The following is a 20,760-nucleotide window of genomic DNA, read 5'->3' on the forward strand; positions in this document are numbered from 1 at the left end:
TTTTATGTCATTAATCAGTATTCATGGTGCGTATCTCTCCTTCAGTGATGCCCCGTTGTTGGATAATACGGAACTGCACATTGAAGAGAATGAGCGGGTCTGTCTGGTGGGTCGTAACGGCGCGGGGAAATCCACGCTGATGAAAATCATCAATCGCGAGCAGCCGCTGGATGATGGCCGCATCATTTACGAGCAGGATCTGATTGTCGCGCGCTTGCAGCAGGACCCTCCGCGTAATGTGAAGGGGTCCGTCTATGACTTTGTCGCGGAAGGCGTGGACGAGCAGGCCGACTACCTGAAGGCCTACCACGCCATTTCTCACCTGGTGATGACCGATCCGAGTGAAAAAAACCTGAATGAGATGGGACGCCTGCAGACGATTCTGGACCACCAAAACCTGTGGCAACTTGAAAGCCGCATTCACGATGTCCTCAAGCAGATTGGTCTGGACGCCGATGCGCCGCTCTCCTCACTGTCCGGCGGCTGGCTGCGTAAGGCAGCGCTGGGGCGCGCGCTGGTCAGTAACCCGCGAGTACTGATGCTCGATGAGCCGACTAACCACCTGGACATTGAAACTATCGACTGGCTGGAAGGCTTCCTGAAAACCTTCCAGGGCAGCATTATTTTTATCTCGCACGACCGTTCGTTTATCCGCAATATGGCTACCCGTATTGTCGACCTCGATCGCGGTAAGCTGGTTTCCTGGCCTGGCGATTACGATCAGTACCTGCTGAGCAAAGAAGAGGCGCTGCGCGTTGAGGAGATGCAAAACGCGGAGTTCGATCGCAAGCTGGCGCAGGAAGAAGTGTGGATACGTCAGGGCATCAAGGCCCGTCGTACCCGTAACGAAGGCCGCGTTCGCGCCCTGAAGGCGCTCCGTCGCGAGCGTTCCGAACGCCGTGAAGTGATGGGCAAAGCCAATATGCAGGTGGAAGAGGCGAGCCGCTCAGGCAAGATTGTGTTTGAGATGGAGAACGTCAACTACAGCATTGCTGGCAAACAGCTGGTGCGGAATTTCTCTGCCCAGGTACAGCGCGGTGATAAAATTGCGCTGATTGGCGCCAACGGCTGCGGTAAAACCACCCTGCTGAAGCTGATGCTGGACCAGCTGAAAGCCGACAGCGGCCGCGTGCACATCGGCACTAAGCTGGAAGTGGCTTATTTCGACCAGCACCGCGCCGAACTCGACCCGGATCGCACGGTAATGGATAACCTGGCGGAAGGTAAACAGGAAGTGATGGTGAACGGCAAGCCGCGCCACGTCCTTGGCTACCTGCAAGAGTTCCTGTTCCATCCTAAGCGCGCGATGACGCCGGTGCGCGCGTTGTCCGGCGGTGAGCGTAATCGCCTGCTGCTGGCCCGTCTGTTCCTGAAGCCCAGCAACCTGCTGATCCTCGATGAACCGACTAACGACCTGGACGTGGAAACGCTGGAGCTGCTGGAAGAGCTGATCGACGGTTATCAGGGCACCGTGCTGCTGGTGAGCCACGATCGTCAGTTCGTCGATAACACCGTGACCGAATGCTGGATCTTCGAAGGCGACGGCGAGATCGGCGCTTTTGTTGGCGGCTATCACGATGCCCAGCTACAGCGTGCGGCTTACAAGCAAAATCGTTCAGTCAGTAAGGGCGCGTCGACTCCCCGTCAGGAAAATGTCAAAGCCGGACCGGAGAAACGCGCGGCGAATAAACTAAGCTATAACCTACAGCGTGAGCTGGAACAGCTGCCGCAAAAGATGGAACTCCTTGAAACTCAGCTGGAAACGCTGCAGGCTAAGGTGGCGGACGGCGACTTCTTCAGTCAGCCCCATGACGTTACCCAGCCGGTGCTGGATGCGTTGGCGGCAGCCGGGCAGGATCTGGAAACAGCGTTTGAACGCTGGGAATATCTGGAGTCGTTGAAAAACGGCTGATGCTTAAGCAAGAGGTAGTTTATGTGCTCATCGCACCACGCTGATCAATGGATGCTTTGCCCGCAGTGTGACCTGATGACGCAGTTGCCAGCCCTCAAGCCTGGCAGCAAAGCCAGCTGTCCGCGTTGTGAAGCGACGCTGACGGCAAGTTGGGAGGAGCCGCGAAGGCGGCCCACAGGCTATGCGCTGGCGGCGCTGTTTATGCTGGTTCTGGCTAACCTGTTTCCTTTCGTTAATATGCATGTGGCGGGGTTAAGCAGTGAAATCACGCTGATGCGCATTCCGCAGGTGATGGTTTCGGAAGATTACAGCAGCCTGGCAACGCTGTTTATGCTGTTTGTCCAGGCGGTGCCAGCCGTCTGTATGCTGATCATTCTGCTGCTGGTCAATTCTTTCCGCTTATCTCTTCCTGTTAAGCGGGGCATGGCCAGGGTTCTGTTTCAGATCAAAACCTGGGGAATGGCTGAAATCTTCCTCGCCGGGGTGCTGGTCAGCTTCGTTAAACTGATGGCCTACGGCAATATTGGCATCGGTAGCAGCTTTGTGCCGTGGTGCCTGTTCTGCATCCTGCAACTGAGGGCGTTTCAGTGCGTCGACCGGCGCTGGTTGTGGAACCATATCACGCCGCCGCCGGAATTGCCGAAAAAGCCGATACCCGCAATCAGCGGCATTCACCAGGGATTGCGATCCTGCCGCTGCTGTACCGCTATTCTGCCTGCCGAACAGTTTATCTGCCCTCGCTGCGGTAACGGTGGCCATGCCCGCCGCAAGAACAGCCTGCAGTGGACGCTGGCGCTATTGATGACCTCAATTGTGCTCTATATCCCGGCCAATCTCATGCCAATCATGATCACCGAAGCTCTCGGGACGAAAATCACCTCAACCATTATGGCTGGCGTCGTGCTGCTGTGGAGTGAAGGATCGTTCCCGGTGGCGATGGTGATTTTTATTGCCAGCATCATGGTGCCCTCGCTGAAAATGATCGCGATTGGCTGGCTGTGTTGGGACGCTAACGGCAAGGGGGATACGCGGCATGACAGTGAAAGGATGCACAAAATTTACGAGGTGGTTGAGTTTGTCGGCCGCTGGTCGATGATTGACGTATTTGTGATTGCCGTGCTGTCTGCGCTGGTGCGTATGGGGCAGCTAATGAGTATTTATCCCGCGACGGGGGCGCTGCTGTTTGCCATGGTTGTTATTCTGACTATGTTCTCAGCGATGACCTTTGATTCCCGTCTGACCTGGGATCGTGTACGTGAAAAAAGTCTTGAGGAGCCAAGCATTGAAGGAAAATAATCACGGCGTGGCGACGGTTGAGAATATCAAGCGCTGGTCACCGGTCTGGATCATTCCCATTGTCACCGTTCTCATCGGTGCATGGATCCTGTTTTACCACTTTAGTCATCAGGGCCCGCTGGTCACGCTGATCACCACCAATGCGGAAGGTATTGAGGGCGGTAAAACCACCATCAAAAGCCGCAGCGTCGATGTAGGGACCGTGGAAAGCGCGGTACTGACCGATGACCTGCATCATGTTGAGATTACGGCTCGTCTTAACGCTGGCATGGAAAAGCTGCTGAAGAATGATAGCGCGTTTTGGGTGGTGAAACCGGCAATTGGCCGCGAAGGGGTTACCGGGTTAGGCACGCTACTTTCGGGGGCTTACATTGAGCTGCAGCCTGGCACCAAAGGGGAGAAAAAAGAGCAGTATGATCTGCTGGACGCGCCACCGCTTGCGCCGTTAGATGCGAAGGGCATCCGCATTACGCTGGACAGCGCCAAGGCGGGCCAGCTGAATCCTGGCGATCCGGTGCTGTTCCGTGGCTACCGCGTCGGGTCAGTGGAAACCAGCCACTTTGACGCTGACAAACGCATGATGACCTATCAGCTGTTTATCGCCGCGCCTTACGATCGCCTGGTGACCACCAACGTGCGGTTCTGGAAAGACAGCGGCATTGCTGTCGACATGTCCGCTTCCGGTATGAGGGTGGAGATGGGCTCTCTGACCACACTGTTCAGCGGAGGCGTCAGTTTCGACGTGCCTGACGGCTGGGAGCTGGGACAAATTGCGCAGAACAAGTCGGAATATAAGCTATTTGACGATCAGCGCAGTATTCAGGACTCGCTGTACACCGTGCATAAAGATTTCCTGATGTTCTTCAGCGACTCGATTCGCGGCCTGCAGCCGGGCGCGCCAGTCGAATTCCGCGGCATCCGTCTGGGCACGGTGGCGGAGGTTCCCTTCAAGTCAAGAGAGATTGCGCAGCAGTTGGATACGGATTACCGCATTCCGGTGCTGATCCGCATCGAACCCGATCGCTTTGAGAGCCTGCTGGGTAAAGACTTCAATATTGAGCAACATTTGAAAGACGGCATCAAAAATGGTCTGAGGGCGTCGTTGAAATCGGCGAACCTGCTGACCGGATCGCTGTATATCGATCTCGATTTCTATCAAAATGCGAAGCCGGTCACTGGCCCAACGCACCTTGCTAACTACGAGTTGATCCCAACGATGAGCGGCGGGCTGGCGCAGATCCAGCAGAAACTGATGGATGCGCTGGATAAGGTTAACAACCTGCCGATCAATCCGCTGCTGAATCAGGCTACGGGCACGCTGAAGGAGAGCCAGAAAACGATGCGCGAGCTGCAAAAAACGCTGGATAACATCAATCAGATCACCTCCAGCCAGTCGATGAAAGATCTGCCGCAGGATATGCAGAAAACGCTTCGCGAGCTGAACCGCAGCATGAAGGGCTTCCAGCCGGGATCGCCGGCGTACAGCAGGATGGTCGGTGATATGCAGCGGTTGGATCAGGTGATGCGCGAGCTGCAACCCGTGTTGAAAACCCTGAACAGTAAGAGCAATGCTCTGGTGTTTGAAGCGAAACCAGGACAAGACCCGCAGCCGAAGAGGGCGAAATAATGATGAAATGGATACCTGTAGCGCTGGCGCTGGGGTTGTCTGCCTGTAGCAGCACCCCGGAAACAACTTACTATCAGCTGCCGGCGGCGGGTAACGCAGCGCCAGCCAGCGGTCTGGCGACAGGAAGCCGCCCGGCGGTGTTTGTTCAGCACGTTTCCGTACCTGATTACCTGGCGGGTAACGGCCTGGTTTATCAGAGCAGCGACGTGAAGTATGTGATTGCCGCCAGTAACCTGTGGGCCAGCCCGCTGGATCAGCAGCTACAGCAAACGCTGGTGAGCAATCTCAGCGCGGCGCTGCCGGGTTGGCTGGTTTCTGCCTCTCCTCTCGGGCAGCAGCAGGATACCCTCAACGTTAACGTAACGGGATTTCATGGACGTTATGACGGTCATGTGGTGATTAGCGGCGACTGGCTGCTGGAGCATCAGGGCCAGATCGTCAAGCGCTCATTTGCCCTTACGCTGCCGCAGACGGAAGATGGGTACGATGCGTTGGTCAGAACGCTGGCGAAAGGGTGGCAGCAGGAAGCTGGCGATATGGCAAATGCGATTCGAACCCTTAATTAACTAAATTTAATCTTAAGCACTAAGCCTTTGATTGTCGAAATGTGAAATTTTCGGCGCTCGAAGGCTTTTTTATTGTTTAACAGCGAGTTGCTTAGCCGTTAAGCGGTTTTTTAAGCGTAAAGGTCGCCCCACACTGGCACAAATTTATGACATTGGCGTGAATTTTGCGCATTGATCTTTCGTCAGGTTGGCGTTAGAACTTAATAGTGGATGCACAGTGAGCGGCCACAGATTTCTTTCCACCAGATTCCACCTGACCTGAAGAGGGGATTACAGGCATGATGAAGAGACAGAAACGAGATCGGCTCGAACGGGCACATTCACGAGGTTATCAGGCCGGTATTACCGGACGCTCGAAAGAGATGTGTCCCTATCAATTAATTGATGCGAGATCTCACTGGTTGGGAGGTTGGCGACAAGCCATGGAGGACAGGACGATTACCGCGTAATCTGACTGTTTAATGCAGTAAGGATGAGAACCTCCGCTAAAGCGGAGGTTTCCGTTTAAGGCTTTAAAAAACCGTTGTATCTTTAAACAGGCCCACTTTCAAATCTGTAGCGGTATAGATGACGTTACCGTCTACCAGCACTTCACCGTCTGCCACACCCATCACCAGCTTGCGGTTAATCACGCGTTTGAAGTGAATGCGGTAGGACACTTTTTTCGCGACGGGTAGCACCTGGCCGGTGAACTTCACTTCACCCACGCCCAGCGCCCGACCTTTGCCTTCGGCGCCTAACCAGCCGAGGTAGAAGCCAACCAGCTGCCACATGGCATCCAGACCCAGGCAGCCGGGCATAACCGGATCGCCAATAAAATGACAGCTGAAGAACCACAGGTCCGGATTGATATCCAGCTCGGCCTCAACGAAACCTTTGCCGTAGTTACCGCCGTCTTCGGTCATTTTGACCACGCGGTCCATCATCAACATATTGCCTGACGGTAACGGTGGGCCTTCTGCACCGAACAACTCACCACGACCAGAGGCAATCAGGTCTTCTTTTGTATAGGATTCGCGTTTATCTACCATGTTCTCAATAAGCCTTATTTTAGTGAATCACGAAGGTTAGCTAACAGGTGTAAGCTGAACAAGTCCGATCAGCTCTGGTTAAACCAGTTAAGCCAGCGCAGCGGCCAGGGACGATGACGTCCATCGTGCTGACTCATCTGGGCGATGCGCTCCTGTATAGATCTTAGCAGACAAGGGCCTTCTTCCTTATCCCACTCTGCCCCTGTCAGTAATGGCAGGGCCTCTTCCACGCTGCTGACTGCCCAGATGTGGAATTTTCCTTCCCGCACGGCGTCGACTACCTCCTGCTGCAGCGAGAGGTGACGAACGTTGGCAAGAGGCATAATCACCCCCTGATTGCCGTTCAGCGTGCGCTGCTGGCAGATATGGAAAAAACCCTCAATTTTTTCGTTCAGCCCGCCAACCGGCTGCACGCGGCCAAACTGATCGACCGAACCGGTCACGGCAATTTGCTGCGTCAGCGGCCGACTGGAGAGGGCGCTGATTAGCGCACAAAGCTCGGCCAGCGAGGCACTGTCGCCGTCCACTTCAGAATAGGACTGCTCAAAGACGACCGAGGCGGAGAAAGGCAGCTGCTGTTCAAGCTCAAGCTCGGAAATCAGCCAGGCCTGCATGATCATCATGCCTTTCGCATGGATATTCCCGCCCAGCTCAGCCTTACGCTCAACGTCGGTAAACTCGCCGTCGCCGACGTGCACCACGCAGCTGATGCGGGAAGGTTCTCCGAACGCGCGCGGATGGCCTGGAAATTCGATGACCGAAAGAGCGTTAATTTGACCGACCATTTCGCCTTCGGTTTCTATCAGGATCTGATCGAGCAGAATTTCGTCGCGAATGCGCTCGGAAAGGAAGCCTTCCCGCCACGCGCGGCTTTCCAGCGCCGTTTGCAGCTGCTCGCCGTTAATCGACTGGTCCGGACTGTACATTGAGGCTTCCTGCAGCTGACGGACGATCCAGGCAGGGCACAGCGGCAGGGTATCCTGATCGCCAGTATAGCGAACCGCTTCGCGAATCAGCACTGGCCAGAAATCTGCAGCCAGCGGGCCATATCCCTCGCTTGCCGCAACGTTCAGCAGCCATTTCACCCACAGGCTTAGCTCTTCACTATCAACAATCTGGATATTTTCTTCAAACTCAGAATAGAGACACTGTGAGGCCAGCTCTGGCTCCATCTCCTGGAATTCAGCCAGTACGTCCCGATCGCCGGTGAGGACCAGCCGAAACTGCATCGGCATCGAGGGGAGGCTCACCGGCAGAGGGCGAGTTTCATCTGGAGAGTACCAGTCGAAGCGCTGTGTGGTAAGGATTTTCCGGATGCGCAGCCACAGTAATGGCTGTGCCATCAGCGTCCGCAGCGACAGGATTAGCGTGCCGCCATTCGCCCTGTGGACCAGTCCCGGCTCCAGCGTAATCGTGTTGTTGTGCACTCGCACGCAGCCCAGCAGCTGTTCGGCTTCAATCCAGTCGGCACGATGGACGCCGCCAGTGCTGGCAAAGTTATCCTGCTCAGACTTTGCCGGACGCCAGCTAACCGCCAGCCCTTCCGTGTGGTAGTGCCCCCCGTGGAGCTCCACCTCATCTTCTTCAGTAAGGGTAGAGAGAACCTCTTCCAGCAAAGCCTGATATTCGATATTTTCAGCGGTTTTCACCAGCATCAGCGGCAATTTAGCCGGCGTTTGCGTCAGCAGGCTCAGGCCATTAAACAGGCGTGACTGCACGGCATCAAAGCAGCTGGTATCGTCTTCAGCTATTTGCAGGACCACGGGCTGAACGCTTTCGGTATCGGGCTGTAGGGCACGCCATTCAAGTCTATTGTTGGTCAAAGTTATCGTATTTTTCTGAAATGAGTAAAAGCGGCATTATACAAGATTTCAGCCTGTTAAGCACCGTAGAGTAGCACTTCAGCCGATGTTGAGCTGCGGATTGCGATAACCGCCCCGTTTTCTTTACGGCACGCCTGAAAAAAGCTGTTATTCTAAACTTGTCACAAAGTCAGCATGAGATTCCGATGAAATATCAGCAACTGGAAAATCTTGAAAGCGGTTGGAAATGGAAATACCTGGTGAAAAAGCACCGGGAGGGGGAAGCGATCACCCGATATCTGGAATACAGCGCGGCTCAGGTTGCAGTGGATGAACTGCTGGCCATGGAAAACCGACCGGTAGAGGTTCTGACGTGGATTGCCCAGCATATCAATCCGGCGCTCGAAAACCGGATGAAACAAACCATTCGCGCTCGCCGTAAGCGTCACTTTAACGCTGAACATCAGCACACGCGCAAAAAATCTATCGATCTGGAGTACCTGGTCTGGCAACGCCTGGCTGGTTTGGCTCAGCGGCGTAACCGTACCCTGTCTGAAACCATAGTTCAGCTGATTGAGGATGCTGAACGAAAAGAAAAGTACGCCAATCAAATGTCCTCCCTTAAGCAGGACCTTCAGGCTATCCTCGGTAAACCTGAGTAACGGCCGCCGGAAACGCAGCGCTGCCGCTCACGTCATAAAATAAGATCAAAAAAAACCCCGCCGAAGCGGGGTTTTTCATCAAAGTGAACTTAGCCCTGTGGCTGAGTTACAACGTCTTTGATGCCTTTAACTTCGATTTCTACGCGACGATCCGGTGCCAGGCAATCGATCAGGGCGTTACGGCCTTTCACGCTGTCACAGGTGTTGCCGGTAACTGGGTTAGATTCACCCATACCGCGTGCAGAGATCTTGTTAGAAGGGATGCCTTTAGAAACGAGGTAGTCAACAACGGACTGAGCACGTTTCTCAGACAGTTTCTGGTTGTACTGGTCAGAACCGATACGGTCGGTGTAACCCAGAACAACAACTGAACCGTCTTTAGGATCCAGGGAGCTCAGCTGGGTGTACAGCTGATCCAGAGCCTGCTGACCTTCTGGCTTCAGAGTCGCTTTGTTGAAGGTAAACAGAACGTCTGACTTCAGAGTGAAACGCTTAGTTTCAACAACTGGCGCCGGAGCCGGAGCTGGCGCAGGTGCTGGAGCAGCTTCATCCTGACCGAAACGGTAAGAAACACCCAGTGCTAACATGCCGTTGTCTGGACGAGCGCCAACGGTCTGTGCATCACCGATGTTGTTAACCCACTGGTAGTCCAGACGGGTTGCCCAGTTCTGAGTCAGAGCATATTCAACACCAACCGCGGCCAGTGGAGAAACACCCGTGTCGTGGTCGCTGATGCGGCCAGTCGTTGGGTTAGTCTGAGTAGAGTCTGCGCGCCATACCATGCCGCCCAGACGAGTATAAATGTCCAGATCGTCAGTGATTGGGTAGCTCAGTTTAGCAGCCAGTTGAACGCCCTGTGCTTTGAACGCGCCGTTAGTCACGTTGCCTTTGTTAGGCATGCGACCCAGCCAGTCATAACCCAGTTCGAAGCCCAGGTATTGGTTCGCCTGGTAGCCACCGAATGCACCTGCACCGAGCTGGCTTTCGTGGGTTGGACCGTCGTTGTTCTCATAACCATGACCGTAGTAACCGGTGTCATGATACTGAGACCAACCCAGTTTTGCACCAGTGTACCAGGTGTTATCTTTAGGAGCGGCCTGCGCTACGGTAGCGAAGCCAGCCAGTGCCACTGCAATTGCGATAGCTGTCTTTTTCATTTTTGCGCCTCGTTATCATCCAAATAGGCAATGAGCTTTAATTAGCCCTTTGATTAATCCTTCGCCGGGGTTGAAAGCGCTCGATTATGACTCGTCCAAAAAAGGGAGATTATTGAGCACCCTGGCGACGTAAAGTCTACAACGTAACAGCAAACTTACAAGTATGATGTGACGAAGGTCAGCAAAAAAAAGGGCGTTTAGACACAAATTTACACATCTCCAGGCTAATTAAGCCTGAAAAAAGTCAGGGGAAAATGCTGCTAACCCATTGTCCAGCAGGGTCATAGCATAATCAGGGGCTTATCCGCTTCCCCGTAGAACTTTCTAATGGGAAAAATCTCATTTTTACTTAATGATACAAAGTAGAGTGAATTTTTAACCCGCCAAACGGTCTGGACGAAGCGATATTCACCCTATCAGGACGCATAATCAGCCCTAAAGCCTGGCCGGCCATCGCCGCTTCCTGGAGCCGCTGACGATCTGCCATAGTAATCTCACCGGGTAACCAGCCTAACACCACGCTGTAATTTCCTGTCTGGAGCGCTTTAATCATTGCTTCAACCGTGGTGATGGCGCCGGACTGATGTATCTGCATCACCTTATCCAGCGGTAACCCTGACTGGAGCAGCCAGCTGCGGCTCAATTTTTGCTGCGGCGTCAGCCAGAGCTGCCAGCGGGACTGAGTTCCCAACTGTTGCAGTAAAGGCAGCAGCAGCATTTGCGTCATACCAGGCTGATTCTCGCTGTAGGTCAGCTCACTGATTAACCCTGTCGCTGGGGCAGGCTGCGCGTTGTCGCACTGCGCAGCAGCGCGCAGACCAGTATTAACAGAAGAAGATTTCAGGGAATGAGTATGCATATTGGCTTCGCTCACAAGGTCACTGTATGAATATACAGTATAGCGAGGGTGCCCAAAGATCAACCTTATTTTTTGAAAACGCGTCGCAAAAACATCAGCCGATGGCTGATGAAGGCAAACATTCATTGAACTTGTAACGGCGATTGCCTATTTTTCTTGCCGGAAGGTGAAGTCGTAAGGACATCTCAAACGGAAAAGGACGCTGATTATGCAAGATTCAAAAAGTAATATCATCAGAGCAAAACGCCAACTTTCCTCGTTGGGAGTGATACACAGCCGGAGTCAATTTGGCGGCTACAGCCTGTCTGTTGAACGTGTTGTGTTTGCGCTTGTCAGCGAAGGAGAACTTTATCTGCGCGCCTGTGAAGAGGCCAGGCCCTACCTTATTGAACGCAAAATGGAGCCGCTGTTGTTCAATAAGCGCGGCATTCCGGTTGCGCTGGAGTATTACCGCGTCGACGGTTCTCTCTGGGAGGAGCCAGAACAGCTGGTTGCACTCTCTCAGCTTTGCCTGCGGGGCGCGTCGCAAGAGCGTACGCTTCAGCAAAAAAACCGTCGGCTGAAGGATCTGCCCAATCTTAGCCTGAAGCTGGAAGTTCAGCTCAGAAGAGTGGGCATTTCGACGGTGGAGATGCTGAAAGAGCAGGGGGCCAAGCGCAGTTGGCTGAAGCTACAGGCAAAGAATAAAAATATGGGCATTACCATTCTCTTTGCCCTGCAGGGGGCGATACAGGGCCTGCATTGCGAAGCGCTGCCGGTAGCAATAAAGGAAGAGCTCAGGCACTGGCACAGCGAAACGCTGCTGTCTCAATCCCTGAGCGAGCAGCGAAGCTGTTAATCCACCAGCACCTGTCTCTTTAACTGAGCGATTTCAGGCAGTAAAGCGATCAACAGGCCGACCTGCTGTAACACCAAAGGCTCTTTCGTTTCCGGGTCGGCCTCTGTGGCCGCAAGGCGTTCAGCGAGATTTGCCAGCAGCCGCTGCGCTTTTGCCTCATCAACCACCTCGATATGGAGCACGTCGTCGACGTAGCACACCGCGTCATCCATCAGTTGCAGCATCGAAGGCCTGGTCATTTTTTCACGGTGTGCGCCCAGGGCCGAAATGTAGCTGAGGAAGGAGTGATTCAGGCAGAGCAGGCGAAACGCCGCCTCGCGTAATGCCGGTGAGGTTTTTTTTTCCGCAGAGATGTTCGATACCACGGAAGCGAGTTCGGCATCGCCATTGTGCGCATCGCGGCGCGCTACCCGGTAGTCAAGCCGGTTATCTTTGCCCTGATGATACTGCACCAGAATGGCGTCCAGATAGCGGCAGTTAGCGGTTAGCGTTCGTTCGGCAACGGAAGATAAACGACGGAAGCGCCAGTCTGGCCAGATAAAGGCCACGGCAAGCCAGGCAATGCCGCAGCCCAGTAGCGTATCAAAAATGCGCGGCAGAGCGATCTCGAAGCCTTCCCCCAGCAGGTTAAAGCAGAACAGCACCAGCAGCGTGATAAACATCGTGGCATGGGCATACTGCGACTGTCTGAAGGCAAAAAACAGCACGCCGGTTATCACGATCAGGCACAGCTGCCCCTCTACCGAAGGGACCAGCCACAGCAGAGGCAGACCGATAACAATACCGGCGACCGTGCCCGCGATACGCAGCGCCAGCCTGCGCCTGGTCGCATTGTAATTGGGCTGACAAACAAACAGGCTGGTCAGCAAAATCCAGTAGCCGTGCTGAAGGCCGGTTAACTGGATAAAACTATAGCCAACGCAGAGCAGCAGGGACATGCGCACCGCATGGCGAAACAGCGGTGATTCTGGCGAAAGATGACGGCCAAGACGCAGTCTGATATCCGCCAGACCGGTCAGCCCCTCGCTGGAAAGCGTCAGATCATGGCCTGGCGCCTGGTTTTCGAGGAGCTGTTCAGACTCGATGGTTGCCAACTGAGCGTCGATGGCCTTCAGGTTATTCAGCAGATAGTCCATCGCTTTTACCTCACTGCTGCCGGGCCGGGCGGCGGACAGACGCTCAAGGGCGGCGTTGAGGTGGATAAACGCGCGCTCAAAGCGGCTGTTATGCAAATAGGTTTCGCGCAGCAGAATGCAGTTTGCCAACTGCTGGCAGGCTTTGGCCTGTAGCGTCAGCAGCCGTTGAAAGCGAAACAGGATATCGCTATAGCGATATTCCTGGCGCAGCGCCTGATACTGCGCGTGGGAGGAGCTGGCTCGCTCATGAATATCCTGGGCGACAAAATAATAGTGCAGCGTACGGCGGGTACTGCGCTGCCCCCGATCGCCCCTCAGGCGGGACTGAATGGATATTTTGGTCTGGTTCAGCGTGGCGACCAACTGACTGTTGGCCATTGCGACATCAATCAGCGAGGCATTATCGTTTTCTTCAGTATCCGGGTCGAACAGGCTGGCTTTGGCCTCAAGATAGACGGCAAGCCCGTCGAAACAGCGAGCGATGTTCTCCTGCAAAGGACGGACGGGAAAAATCAGGTGGCCGGTCAGCGTCAGCAGGTTGTACCAGATGGCGCCGAGCAGCAGCAGCGAAGGCTGGAGATACCACTGCGGAAACAGCCCAAGACCGAGCAGAGTATAAATCGCGATGAGCAGTGCGCCAAAGGCGATGGTGGCATAGCGCTGCCCCAGCGCCCCAAGCAGTATAAAACCCCAGGTGGAGAGCGCCAGACCAGCGGTAAAAAGCCAGGGGTAAGGGGAGAGCAGCTCCACCGAAACCGAGGCAACACAGAAGCAAACCAGGGTGATTAACAGGTTGCGCAGTCTGCCGCTGAGGCGATCGTCAAGGTCGGCAAGCGCGGCGGCTACCACGCCCAGCGTCAGCGGAATGGTCCAGGTTATCTGCCCCAGCCACCAGGGCACGCCTGCGGTGCCAAGCAGAGCAATGAAGATGCGCAGATTGTAGAGCAATGCGCTGTTGTAGGCGTAGCGCCGCATTCCTGTACTTAACGATAGGCGCATGGCGGCACTCAGTTGAACCGGCTACGGGCGTTAGCTTCGCGAGCGGCTTTTGCCACCTCAACACTCACCACCCGGCGGCCTACCGGCCACAGGGCGATGGCGGCGATTTTAAAATTCGCAATCCCTACCGGGATGCCAATGATGGTGATGCACTGGGCAATGCCGGTCATAATATGCATGATGCACAGCCACCAGCCGAACAGGACAAACCAGAAGATATTCAGCAGCGTGCCGCCCGTATTCATCAGCGCATTTTTACGGCCCGGCTCCAGCTCGTCGACGTGTATCGCCTCGTTGCCGTAGGGCAGCAGAGAAAGTCTGGTGATCTCCCAGCAGGAGCGGGTCAGCGGTAAGGTGAAGATCAAAATAATGCTGACCAGGGTGGCAATCAGCCAGGATAGCGTGGTCAGAAAACCACCTAAAACAAAATTCAGAATGTTTAAAACAGTACGCATTGGTTCACTTCCCTTACAGTGCGCGGAGCTTAGTAATACAATGCGTTGATTGTAGCGCGTTTTAACTCTGGAGCGGTACACTCCCGCCAGCTAAACTACAGCCCATTGAAACAACCACAGCCAGAGGCAGGTCATGGAACTGAAAGCAACGTCGCTGGGTAAGCATCTGGCGCAACATCCCTACAATCGGGTGCGGCTGTTGGCCGCAGGCGTTGAGGTGAGTGGTGAAAAGCATGAATATCTCATCCCCTTTAACCAGCTGATAGCAATTAAATGCAAGCGTGGCATGGTATGGGGCGAGCTGGAATTTGCTCTGCCGGAAGACAAAGTCGTGCGCCTGCATGGCACCGAGTGGCAGGAAACCCAGCGTTTCTACCATTACCTTAACCAGGCGTGGCAGCGCTGGAGTGAAGAGATGAGCGAGGTGGCGGCCGGGGTGCTGAATAAGCTGGTCGCCCAGCTTCGCGACGGTGAACAGCAGGATAAATGGCTGAAGCGCAGCGATATGGCGGGCTGGCGGGAGGCAATCCATGAGGCGTTCTCCTCGCTGCCTCTGCCGGTAGAGCGGCTGGATGAATTTGATAACTGCCGTGAGGCCTGGCAGTTCTGCCTTGCCTGGCTGGACGGCAGCGATGCGCAGCGGCAGAAGCGCAATGACCAGTGGTCAGAAAAAATGCTCAGTCAGTATGCTGACTTCTTTAATACCGTTGAAACCTCTCCGCTCAATCCTTCACAGGCGAAAGCCGTGGTGAATGGCGAGGACTCACTGCTGGTACTGGCCGGAGCCGGAAGCGGGAAAACCTCGGTGCTGGTGGCCCGTGCGGGCTGGCTGCTGATGCGCAACCAGGCGAGCCCAGGACAGATCCTGCTGCTGGCTTTTGGTCGCCAGGCGGCGGAGGAGATGAACGAACGGATCAAAGACCGACTGAAAACCGATGGTATTCAGGCGCGTACTTTCCACTCGCTGGCGCTGAATATTATCCAGCAGGGCAGTAATAAATCCCCTTCAATCAGCAAGCTTGAAACCGATGCCTCACTCCGCCATAAGCTACTGATTAACGTCTGGCGCCAGCAGTGCAGTGAAAAGAAGGCCCATGCCAACGGCTGGCGGCAGTGGCTGCAGGATGAGCTGGAGTGGGAGCTGACGGAAGGCGATTTCTGGAAGGAAGAGCGGCTGGCTAAACGTCTCGCCAGCCGTCTTGAGCGCTGGCTGGGGTTGATGCGTATGCACGGCGGCGCGCAGGCGGCAATGATTGATTCGGCGCCGGAAGAGGTTCGCGATCTCTTCGCAAAACGGGTGAAGCTGATGGCCCCGCTGATGAAGGCCTGGAAAAGCGCGTTGAAGGAAGAGGGCGCGGTAGATTTCTCCGGGCTTATCCATCAGGCGGTCAATATTCTGGATAAAGGGCGTTTTATCAGCCCGTGGAAACACATTCTGGTCGATGAATTTCAGGATATCTCCCCGCAGCGCGCTGCGCTGCTGGCGGCGCTCAGACGGCAGAATAAGCAAACCACGCTGTTTGCCGTGGGGGATGACTGGCAGGCCATTTACCGCTTCAGCGGCGCTGAGATGACCTTGACCACCGCTTTCCATCACCACTTTGGCGAAGGCGATCGCTGCGTGCTGGATACCACCTACCGTTTTAACGACCGGATTGGCGAGATTGCCAACAAATTTGTTCAGAGCAACCCTTATCAGTTGAAAAAACCGTTGAATAGTCTCAGCAAGGGCAACAAAAAATCGATTTCACTGCTGCCTGAAGCCCAGTTGGAAGCGCTGCTGAATAAAATAAGCGGCTATGCCACACCGGATGAGCGGGTGTTGATCCTCGCTCGCTATCACCATTTGCGACCGACGCTGCTGGACAAGGCGAAGACCCGCTGGCCGAAGTTGCGGATTGATTTCACCACCATCCACGCCAGCAAAGGCCAGCAGGCGGACTATGTCCTGCTGCTTGGATTACAGTCGGGCAAAGAGGGGTTTCCTGCGCCAGCCAGAGAGTCGGTGATGGAGCAGGCGCTGCTGCCGCAGCCGGAAGATTTCCCGGATGCCGAAGAGCGCAGGCTGGCCTATGTCGCCATCACCCGAGCCAAACAGCAGGTGTGGCTACTCTTCGATAAGGAGCATCCTTCGGACTTTGTTGATGAGATAAAGCGGCTGGGCGTGCCGGTATTACGCAAGCCTTAAAAGAAAAGCGTGCCGCGGCACGCTCAGAGGCTTACTTCAGACGTTGCTCGAGATAGCGCTGATAGTCCGGGATGAGGATATCGACAGACTGTGAGAACAGCGGAGACTGAATAATAAAATCAGCGGTTGCGCGATTGGTGGCAACGGGAATATTCCACACCGTGGCCAGCCGCAGCAGCGCTTTGACGTCCGGGTCGTGTGGTACAGCATTGAGCGGGTCCCAGAAGAAAAACAGCACGTCTATTTTCCCTTCCGAAATCAGCGCGCCTACCTGCTGATCGCCCCCCATTGGGCCGCTCAGCATCGAGGTGACCGGCAGGCCGGTGGCGCGCTGAATCAGATTGCCGGTAGTGCCAGTAGCATAGAGCGTGTGGGCTTGCAGCACGTTTTTATGAATATCAACCCACTGCATGAGCGAGGTTTTACAGTGGTCATGCGCAACCAGCGCGATATGTTTTTTTTCCTGAATCTTACGAGTGGTCTGATCCATTCCGGCTTCCTGGTTTTACGTCAATCAGAGTAGGGTAACTGCCTGATAAAGCGTATCGAGTGTAGGCTGAAGGGCTTCAGACATCAACTGGTACGCAGCGCGCGCATGAGCATAACAAAACGCTGACGGGTGGCGGAGTCGACCTGGTGATACCAGAGTTGCAGCACGCGGTTACCTGCATGATTGCCGCTGGCAAAATCCTGGGAGCCTTGACTCACCGGGGAATGGGAGGTTTGCGGCTGAGCAAAGCGGGGCACCGAAGCCACGTTGCCTTTCAGGTTGTACAGCACCATCACCTGCTCATAATTGGTGTCAGGCCGGGCCATCAAATGATCCTGCTGGCTCTCAACTACCGCGCCGTGCTCGTCCAGAAGCTGGAATTCAGGGTGTTTATCAAAGGCTTTCCCCTGACGTACGGTCAGCAAAGGAGGCAGCGTAATGGTGACGGATTTCGCCTGGGTGGTGAACGTCACAATCAGCGGCGTGGAGACCCAGGGTGCGGCCATTTGCGCATCTTTCTTCAGATTTTTTTCCACGCGAAAAAGAACCTGATGCTGGCCCTGCTCAAGTTCCAGTCCTTCAGCCCCTTTGAGTAATGAACCGGAAATTTTCCGGCCATCCAGCACTAACAGGTCAATATCAGAGGCAAGCTTAAGCGTGGTTGCATGGACCGAAGTCGCAACCAGCAAAGCTAAAGCGCCTGTAATGACCGAACGCAGCATCATTCTTTCTCCAGAAGCGCGGACACGCGAAAACAACGAATGTATCAAAGTCTTTCAGTATGGCAGCATATTAACATTTTAACATATATATTCGTGCTATATCTCAAGGAACTACGCGGTTATTTCAGCGTCGTTTTCTGAGCGGTATCTTAGCGCCTACACTGTTGTATCAGACTGACAAGGAGAGGGTTATGCAAGATCAAACGATTGCCGACATCCTGACCTCAACGCGACATATCGCGTTGGTCGGCGCCAGCGACAAGCCAGCCAGAGCGAGCTATGGGGTGATGGCCTATCTGCTGGCGCAGGGATATAAGGTAACGCCGGTAAGCCCTAAGCTGGCTGGACAAACTCTGCTGGGCCAGCAGGTGTATGCCACGCTGGAGGAGGTGCCAGAGCCGATCGACATGGTCGATGTCTTCCGTAATGCGGAGGCGGCCTGGGGCGTGGCTCAGGAAGCCATCGCGGTGGGAGCGAAATCACTGTGGCTCCAGCTTGGCGTGGTTAACGAACAGGCGGCGGTGTTGGCCAGCGAGGCGGGATTGAAAGTGGTGATGGACCGCTGTCCCAAAATTGAGATCCCGCGGCTGGGGTTGGAAAAAAGCTAAAAAAAACCCCGCGAAGCGGGGATTTTGCATTAATTCCTGAGACGCGGCGCCTGTAGCTGTTCGCGTATTGACGCGGCCAGCTCATCCATTGACGGCTGGTCAGGATGATCGCCCGGCAGTTCCCAGCTCAGCTGAGCTTCCGCCAGATAGGTATGAACGGTATCGCCGTCTTCGTTTTCCATCACTACGTGATACCAGGGGGCATCGCGCAGTGATGTGCTGCTGGAAACCTCATCGATTGCCGGATCTTCTAACGAATATTCCGGATCCACATCCACTACAACCCCCAGAAAACCGTGCAGCTGATGCCGTACCTGTTGGCCGAGTCCAAATTTGCTGGCTATCATGTGACCTCCTGATAAACATTGCCCTGCTACCAAAATGGGGGCGGGGACGGCGTTTTCAAGTCACAGCACGCGGCAGGCAAATCCTTTCAGATACATCCCTTCCGGATAGCTGGCGAGCACAGGGTGATCGGCAGCCTGGCGGAACTGCTCGATAAATTGTACATCACGCCCGGCATCCAGCGCGGCATCGGCGATGATTTTCTGAAATAAATCAGCAGGCATCAGGCCAGAGCAGGAGAAAGTCAGCAGCATCCCGCCGGGATTGAGCAGCTGCATGGCCAGCATATTGATGTCTTTATAGCCCCGGCAGGCGCCAGCCAGCTGATTTTTGTTTTCAACAAATTTCGGCGGGTCCATCACGATAAGGTCAAACTTCTCACCGCTATCGCGATAGCGACGCAGCAGTTTGAACACGTCGTCGCGCAGGAATTCAGCCTTCGACAAATCGAGATTATTCAACCCGACATTCTGGCGGGCAATATCCAGCGCGCTCTGAGAGGTATCCACACTGATGACCTGCTTACAGCCGCCGAGCAGGGCGGAGACGGCAAAACCGCCGGTGTAAGAGAAGCAGTTCAGCACCCGGCGATCTTTCGCATAGCGGCGCGTAGCCAGACGGCTGTCACGCTGATCTAGGTAGTAGCCGGTTTTATGGCCCGTCTGAATATCAACCAGCAGCTTCATCCCATGTTCGGTAATGGCTAGCTGTTCCGGCGGCTGTTCGCCCAGCACCACGCCCTGCGTCAGCTCAAGGCCTTCCTTTTTGCGCACGGCAACGTCAGAGCGATCGTAAATCGCAGATTCCGGGTAGCAGCGTTGCAGCGCGGAAATCAACGCCGCACGCTGATATTCCGCACCGGCTGACAGCAGCTGCAGCACCAGGAAGTTGCCGAAGCGGTCAATGGTGATGCCCGGCAGGCCGTCGGACTCGCCGGCAATCAGCCGGTAGCTGTCGAGGTCGTCGCGCCCGGCCAGCCAGTCACGCAGCGGCTGTGCGGCCTGGAGGCGGCGGATAAAGAAGTCGATATCAATCGACTCATCCTGTTCCCAGCTCCAGATGCGGGCGCGGATCTGCGAGTCAGGCGACCAGGCGGCGCGCGCCAGCCATTTTCCCTGGCTGTCACAGACGTCAATCGTTTCGCCCTGCTGGGCTTTCCCTTCCAGGCGGGCGACCGCGCCAGAAAAGACCCAGGGATGGCGGCGAAGTAAGGACTTTTCACGTCCTTTGGCAAGAATCAAACGAACAGTCATATTTGCTATGCTTACAGTCAGAAAATCAGCCGTTATTGTCCGGTGCGAACCGTCAAAATGCAATCTGCGTCGTGAAAGGAGACGAAATATGACAACTGTCTGCGTGAAAGTCTGGGTACACGGTGTGGTTCAGGGCGTGGGGTTTCGCTACAGCACTCAGCAGCAGGCAAAGGCGCTGCACCTGAAAGGCTATGCCAGAAACCTGGAGGACGGCAGCGTCGAGGTGCTGGCCTGTGGGGAGGAGAGCGACGTGCATTCGCTGATTAGCTGGCTGAAAGCGGGCGGCCCCAGAAGCGCCAGCGTCGACAGGGTGCTACAGGAGCCACACCAGCCGCGTGATTTGCCGAGCGGTTTCACCACCGGCTAGCGCTATCGCAGCATTTTTAAAGGCATTTAGCCGGTTTAGGCAGGCCGGCGATTTTGGTCGCCTGTTTTGCCGGACCCTTAGGAAACAGGCGGAACAGGTAGCGGCTGTTGCCTTTTTCTTCACCGTACTTTTTCGCCATCGCTTTTACCAGCATCCTCACTGCCGGGGAGGTGTTGAATTCCAGGTAGAAATCCCGGACAAAATGCACCACTTCCCAGTGGGCTTCGCTCAGCTCAATGGCTTCCTCTTCGGCCAGCAAAGGAGCCAGCGCTTCGCTCCAGTCCGCCGTAGACTTCAGATAACCCTGCGCGTCACGCTCAATCTCTTTACCCTGAAATAGCACCGTATTGTCTCTGTCTGGTTAGCGGGTTGCTAGTTTAGCAAAATGCCATCAGCGCTGGGTAGCCCGGAACTGCTTCCGATCTTGCCGCTGGCTGGCCTGAGCCA

At 55.0% G+C, this 20,760-nt stretch carries 21 protein-coding genes; 10 read left to right on the forward strand and 11 right to left on the reverse strand.

Annotation, left to right across the window (positions count from 1 at the left end; translation table 11 throughout):
* Positions 1-4 precede the first annotated feature (4 nt).
* The 5 genes from NG99_RS10200 (at position 5) to rmf (ending at position 5,850) form a co-directional block, all read left to right on the forward strand.
* Positions 5-1,912, forward strand: a complete 1,908-nt coding sequence (locus NG99_RS10200; protein WP_034891833.1) for an ABC transporter ATP-binding protein — start codon at positions 5-7, stop codon at positions 1,910-1,912.
* 21 nt (positions 1,913-1,933) lie between these two features.
* Positions 1,934-3,208: a membrane integrity-associated transporter subunit PqiA gene (gene pqiA / locus NG99_RS10205; protein ID WP_034891836.1), complete on the forward strand. Its 1,275-nt coding sequence runs from the start codon at positions 1,934-1,936 to the stop codon at positions 3,206-3,208.
* Positions 3,195-4,835 carry an intermembrane transport protein PqiB gene (pqiB, locus tag NG99_RS10210; protein ID WP_034891839.1) on the forward strand — a complete coding sequence of 547 codons (1,641 nt, stop codon included), beginning with the start codon at positions 3,195-3,197 and terminating at the stop codon, positions 4,833-4,835. Before pqiA ends, pqiB begins: the two co-directional genes overlap by 14 nt.
* Positions 4,835-5,401: a membrane integrity-associated transporter subunit PqiC gene (gene pqiC / locus NG99_RS10215; protein WP_034891841.1), complete on the forward strand. Its 567-nt coding sequence runs from the start codon at positions 4,835-4,837 to the stop codon at positions 5,399-5,401. The genes pqiB and pqiC overlap by 1 nt, the downstream gene beginning before the upstream one ends.
* A gap of 281 nt (positions 5,402-5,682) precedes the next feature.
* Positions 5,683-5,850 (forward strand): ribosome modulation factor, encoded by a 168-nt coding sequence (gene rmf / locus NG99_RS28180; protein ID WP_072017578.1) that lies wholly within the window; start codon positions 5,683-5,685, stop codon positions 5,848-5,850.
* 63 nt (positions 5,851-5,913) lie between these two features.
* Here the strand turns inward: rmf and fabA are convergent, their stop codons facing one another.
* Together fabA and NG99_RS10225 are read right to left on the reverse strand one after the other, a co-directional pair.
* Positions 5,914-6,432, reverse strand: a complete 519-nt coding sequence (fabA, locus tag NG99_RS10220) for a bifunctional 3-hydroxydecanoyl-ACP dehydratase/trans-2-decenoyl-ACP isomerase (protein WP_034891844.1) — start codon at positions 6,430-6,432, stop codon at positions 5,914-5,916.
* Positions 6,433-6,500: 68 nt separating this feature from the next.
* Positions 6,501-8,255 (reverse strand): AAA family ATPase, encoded by a 1,755-nt coding sequence (locus tag NG99_RS10225; protein ID WP_034891847.1) that lies wholly within the window; start codon positions 8,253-8,255, stop codon positions 6,501-6,503.
* A 185-nt stretch (positions 8,256-8,440) separates the two neighbouring features.
* Between NG99_RS10225 and matP the strand changes: the two genes are divergently transcribed.
* Positions 8,441-8,896: a macrodomain Ter protein MatP gene (matP, locus tag NG99_RS10230; RefSeq protein ID WP_034891849.1), complete on the forward strand. Its 456-nt coding sequence runs from the start codon at positions 8,441-8,443 to the stop codon at positions 8,894-8,896.
* A gap of 89 nt (positions 8,897-8,985) precedes the next feature.
* Here the strand turns inward: matP and ompA are convergent, their stop codons facing one another.
* Entirely contained in the window at positions 8,986-10,053 is a 1,068-nt protein-coding gene (gene ompA, locus NG99_RS10235) for a porin OmpA (protein WP_034891852.1), read from the reverse strand.
* A 349-nt stretch (positions 10,054-10,402) separates the two neighbouring features.
* Positions 10,403-10,912: an SOS-induced cell division inhibitor SulA gene (sulA, locus tag NG99_RS10240; RefSeq protein ID WP_034891855.1), complete on the reverse strand. Its 510-nt coding sequence runs from the start codon at positions 10,910-10,912 to the stop codon at positions 10,403-10,405.
* Positions 10,913-11,120: 208 nt separating this feature from the next.
* Here sulA and NG99_RS10245 point away from each other — a divergent pair, with 208 nt between their 5' ends.
* A complete protein-coding gene (locus NG99_RS10245; protein WP_034891858.1) occupies positions 11,121-11,750 on the forward strand; it encodes a TfoX/Sxy family DNA transformation protein in 630 nt (209 codons plus the stop codon).
* Here the strand turns inward: NG99_RS10245 and yccS are convergent.
* Both yccS and NG99_RS10255 read right to left on the reverse strand, forming a co-directional pair.
* Positions 11,747-13,885 carry a YccS family putative transporter gene (gene yccS, locus NG99_RS10250; protein ID WP_034891861.1) on the reverse strand — a complete coding sequence of 713 codons (2,139 nt, stop codon included), beginning with the start codon at positions 13,883-13,885 and terminating at the stop codon, positions 11,747-11,749. The two genes, NG99_RS10245 and yccS, sit on opposite strands and share 4 nt — an antisense overlap.
* A gap of 8 nt (positions 13,886-13,893) precedes the next feature.
* A complete protein-coding gene (locus tag NG99_RS10255; protein ID WP_034891863.1) occupies positions 13,894-14,340 on the reverse strand; it encodes a YccF domain-containing protein in 447 nt (148 codons plus the stop codon).
* 133 nt (positions 14,341-14,473) lie between these two features.
* Between NG99_RS10255 and helD the strand changes: the two genes are divergently transcribed.
* The gene (gene helD, locus NG99_RS10260) at positions 14,474-16,528 is read left to right on the forward strand and encodes a DNA helicase IV (protein WP_034891865.1); all 2,055 of its coding nucleotides are present in this window, start codon (positions 14,474-14,476) and stop codon (positions 16,526-16,528) included.
* 31 nt (positions 16,529-16,559) lie between these two features.
* Here the strand turns inward: helD and NG99_RS10265 are convergent, their stop codons facing one another.
* Together NG99_RS10265 and NG99_RS10270 are read right to left on the reverse strand one after the other, a co-directional pair.
* Entirely contained in the window at positions 16,560-17,018 is a 459-nt protein-coding gene (locus NG99_RS10265; RefSeq protein WP_034891866.1) for a methylglyoxal synthase, read from the reverse strand.
* An 83-nt stretch (positions 17,019-17,101) separates the two neighbouring features.
* The gene (locus tag NG99_RS10270) at positions 17,102-17,743 is read right to left on the reverse strand and encodes a YccT family protein (RefSeq protein ID WP_034891870.1); all 642 of its coding nucleotides are present in this window, start codon (positions 17,741-17,743) and stop codon (positions 17,102-17,104) included.
* 188 nt (positions 17,744-17,931) lie between these two features.
* Between NG99_RS10270 and NG99_RS10275 the strand changes: the two genes are divergently transcribed.
* Entirely contained in the window at positions 17,932-18,348 is a 417-nt protein-coding gene (locus NG99_RS10275) for a CoA-binding protein (protein ID WP_034891873.1), read from the forward strand.
* A 29-nt stretch (positions 18,349-18,377) separates the two neighbouring features.
* Here the strand turns inward: NG99_RS10275 and hspQ are convergent, their stop codons facing one another.
* A complete protein-coding gene (gene hspQ, locus NG99_RS10280; RefSeq protein ID WP_034891876.1) occupies positions 18,378-18,695 on the reverse strand; it encodes a heat shock protein HspQ in 318 nt (105 codons plus the stop codon).
* 60 nt (positions 18,696-18,755) lie between these two features.
* Positions 18,756-19,946 carry a 23S rRNA (cytosine(1962)-C(5))-methyltransferase RlmI gene (gene rlmI, locus NG99_RS10285; RefSeq protein WP_034891879.1) on the reverse strand — a complete coding sequence of 397 codons (1,191 nt, stop codon included), beginning with the start codon at positions 19,944-19,946 and terminating at the stop codon, positions 18,756-18,758.
* A gap of 88 nt (positions 19,947-20,034) precedes the next feature.
* Here rlmI and yccX point away from each other — a divergent pair, with 88 nt between their 5' ends.
* Complete coding sequence (yccX, locus tag NG99_RS10290) at positions 20,035-20,313, forward strand: acylphosphatase (protein WP_034891881.1); 279 nt, start codon at positions 20,035-20,037, stop codon at positions 20,311-20,313.
* A gap of 16 nt (positions 20,314-20,329) precedes the next feature.
* Here the strand turns inward: yccX and tusE are convergent, their stop codons facing one another.
* Positions 20,330-20,656: a sulfurtransferase TusE gene (gene tusE, locus NG99_RS10295; RefSeq protein WP_034891884.1), complete on the reverse strand. Its 327-nt coding sequence runs from the start codon at positions 20,654-20,656 to the stop codon at positions 20,330-20,332.
* Positions 20,657-20,760: the final 104 nt, after the last annotated feature.

Source organism: Erwinia typographi (genome assembly GCF_000773975.1).
GTDB classification, from domain to species: Bacteria; Pseudomonadota; Gammaproteobacteria; order Enterobacterales; family Enterobacteriaceae; genus Erwinia; species Erwinia typographi.

What these genes read in the sequence shown, in the direction of transcription:
- pqiA (WP_034891836.1), top strand. Translation starts at nt 1,934, where the DNA reads ATGTGCTCATCGCACCACGCTGATCAATGGATGCTTTGCCCGCAGTGT.
- pqiC (WP_034891841.1), top strand. Translation starts at nt 4,835, where the DNA reads ATGATGAAATGGATACCTGTAGCGCTGGCGCTGGGGTTGTCTGCCTGT.
- sulA (WP_034891855.1), bottom strand. Translation starts at nt 10,912, where the DNA reads ATGCATACTCATTCCCTGAAATCTTCTTCTGTTAATACTGGTCTGCGC.
- fabA (WP_034891844.1), bottom strand. Translation starts at nt 6,432, where the DNA reads ATGGTAGATAAACGCGAATCCTATACAAAAGAAGACCTGATTGCCTCT.
- NG99_RS10200 (WP_034891833.1), top strand. Translation starts at nt 5, where the DNA reads ATGTCATTAATCAGTATTCATGGTGCGTATCTCTCCTTCAGTGATGCC.
- matP (WP_034891849.1), top strand. Translation starts at nt 8,441, where the DNA reads ATGAAATATCAGCAACTGGAAAATCTTGAAAGCGGTTGGAAATGGAAA.
- NG99_RS10265 (WP_034891866.1), bottom strand. Translation starts at nt 17,018, where the DNA reads ATGGATCAGACCACTCGTAAGATTCAGGAAAAAAAACATATCGCGCTG.
- NG99_RS10275 (WP_034891873.1), top strand. Translation starts at nt 17,932, where the DNA reads ATGCAAGATCAAACGATTGCCGACATCCTGACCTCAACGCGACATATC.
- hspQ (WP_034891876.1), bottom strand. Translation starts at nt 18,695, where the DNA reads ATGATAGCCAGCAAATTTGGACTCGGCCAACAGGTACGGCATCAGCTG.
- yccS (WP_034891861.1), bottom strand. Translation starts at nt 13,885, where the DNA reads ATGCGCCTATCGTTAAGTACAGGAATGCGGCGCTACGCCTACAACAGC.
- helD (WP_034891865.1), top strand. Translation starts at nt 14,474, where the DNA reads ATGGAACTGAAAGCAACGTCGCTGGGTAAGCATCTGGCGCAACATCCC.
- NG99_RS10255 (WP_034891863.1), bottom strand. Translation starts at nt 14,340, where the DNA reads ATGCGTACTGTTTTAAACATTCTGAATTTTGTTTTAGGTGGTTTTCTG.
- NG99_RS10270 (WP_034891870.1), bottom strand. Translation starts at nt 17,743, where the DNA reads ATGATGCTGCGTTCGGTCATTACAGGCGCTTTAGCTTTGCTGGTTGCG.
- rlmI (WP_034891879.1), bottom strand. Translation starts at nt 19,946, where the DNA reads ATGACTGTTCGTTTGATTCTTGCCAAAGGACGTGAAAAGTCCTTACTT.
- ompA (WP_034891852.1), bottom strand. Translation starts at nt 10,053, where the DNA reads ATGAAAAAGACAGCTATCGCAATTGCAGTGGCACTGGCTGGCTTCGCT.
- yccX (WP_034891881.1), top strand. Translation starts at nt 20,035, where the DNA reads ATGACAACTGTCTGCGTGAAAGTCTGGGTACACGGTGTGGTTCAGGGC.
- NG99_RS10245 (WP_034891858.1), top strand. Translation starts at nt 11,121, where the DNA reads ATGCAAGATTCAAAAAGTAATATCATCAGAGCAAAACGCCAACTTTCC.
- rmf (WP_072017578.1), top strand. Translation starts at nt 5,683, where the DNA reads ATGAAGAGACAGAAACGAGATCGGCTCGAACGGGCACATTCACGAGGT.